The 1,663-nt window shown below is 63.0% G+C and carries 1 protein-coding gene; it reads left to right on the top strand.

The features are described 5' to 3' along the window. Positions 1 to 249 precede the first annotated feature (249 nt). Complete coding sequence (locus tag AC3WMR_RS30655) at positions 250 to 1,593, top strand: IS110 family RNA-guided transposase (RefSeq protein ID WP_492266979.1); 1,344 nt, start codon at positions 250 to 252, stop codon at positions 1,591 to 1,593. Positions 1,594 to 1,663: the final 70 nt, after the last annotated feature.

Raw genomic sequence — 1,663 nt, 5'->3', positions numbered from 1 at the left:
GAAGCCCAATAGTCGTCATGCACGACACCCGTGACGAAGAAACTGTCTTCGTGGCCCCGCCTGTGGCAAGGTGGAATGCCGCCAAGTAAAGACCGACCTTCCAGTGGTGCGTGTTAGCCCACGCCCGTTCTGAAGCATGGCCCCGGGTGACGTCACCGACATTGGTGAGCAGGCGCTACGCGCGTGCATCCCGTTTGAGAGAGTGAGTACAACGACGTACCCATGCCTGGCGGCATTCCGTTAGTGATGATGGAGCAAGCCATGTCCCCACGCAAGCCCGCTGCCTCTTTAAGCCTGACCCACCCCGATGCCGCCGGCATCGACATCGGTTCGGCCAGCCACTTCGTTGCCGTGCCGCAAGACCGTGACGAGCAACCCGTCCGTGAGTTCAAGAGCTTCACCGCCGATCTGTATCGCCTGGTGCAATGGCTCAAGGACTGCGGCATCACCTCGGTCGCCATGGAGTCGACCGGCGTCTACTGGATCCCGCTTTACGAACTGCTCGACAGCCAAGGCTTCACTGTCCATCTGGTCAACGCCCGGCACGTCAAGAACGTCTCGGGACGCAAGTCCGACGTCCTGGACTGCCAGTGGCTCCAACAGCTCATGAGCTACGGCCTGCTGGCCGGCGCCTTCCGTCCCTCTGATGAAATCTGCGTGCTGCGCGAGTTCTCGCGCCAGCGCGAGATGTTGCTGGCCAGCCAGGTCCGCCACATCCAGCACATGCAAAAGGCGCTGGCGCAGATGAACATCCAGCTGACCCAGGTCCTCTCGGACATCACTGGGGTCACCGGGCAGGCCATCATCCGCGCCATCGTCAACGGCGAACGCGATCCCCACGCGCTGGCCCGCCTGAAAAAGCGCCAGGTCAAGGCCAGCGAGGACGATATCGCCGCCGCGCTACACGGCAACTGGCGTCACGAGCACCTGTTCGCGCTGCGCCAGGCGCTGGCCCTGTATGACGCCTATCAGCTGATGCTCAACGAGTGCGATCAGCATATCCAGGCCGAACTGCACAAGCTGCAGCGCCACGATGGCCAGCCGGGCAAGTCACAGCGCCGCTGGCCCAAGAAGGCCATGGCCTTCGACCTGCGCGCGCACCTGTTCGCCATGTGCGGCGTGGACCTGACCCGCATCAACGGCATCGATGAGATGACCGCCTTCAAGGTCCTGGCCGAGGTCGGCCCGGACATGACCCGCTTCCCCTCGGCCAAGCACTTCGCATCCTGGCTAGGACTGTGTCCTGGCACCCGCATCTCGGGCGGAAAAATCCTCAGTAGCGCCAGCAAGCGATCGCCCAACCGCGCCGCCCAAGCCCTGCGCCTGGCCGCGGTGGCGCTGCGCAACAGTCAATCCGCGCTGGGCGCCTACTACCGCAGGCTCTGCGCGCGCCTGGACAAACCGCGCGCCATCACCGCCGCTGCCCACAAACTGGCGCGCCTGATCTACACCTTGCTCACCAAGGGCACCGAATACGTCGATCAGGGCGAGATGTATTACGAAGAGCGCCACCAGCAACGGGTGTTGCATCACCTGACAAAACGCGCCCAGACGATGGGGTATCGCCTCGTGCCGATCCCTGAACCTGCGTAAAAACATCAATCAGATCAGCAGGTTGATGTGAGTTTCTTGAGAGGGAGCCGAAGGCGGACGACGATGACGA

Source organism: Achromobacter sp. FW305-C-28 (assembly GCF_058783235.1).
Note: the sequence above shows the minus strand (reverse complement) of the source record. Positions and strands in the feature narration are given on the sequence as shown.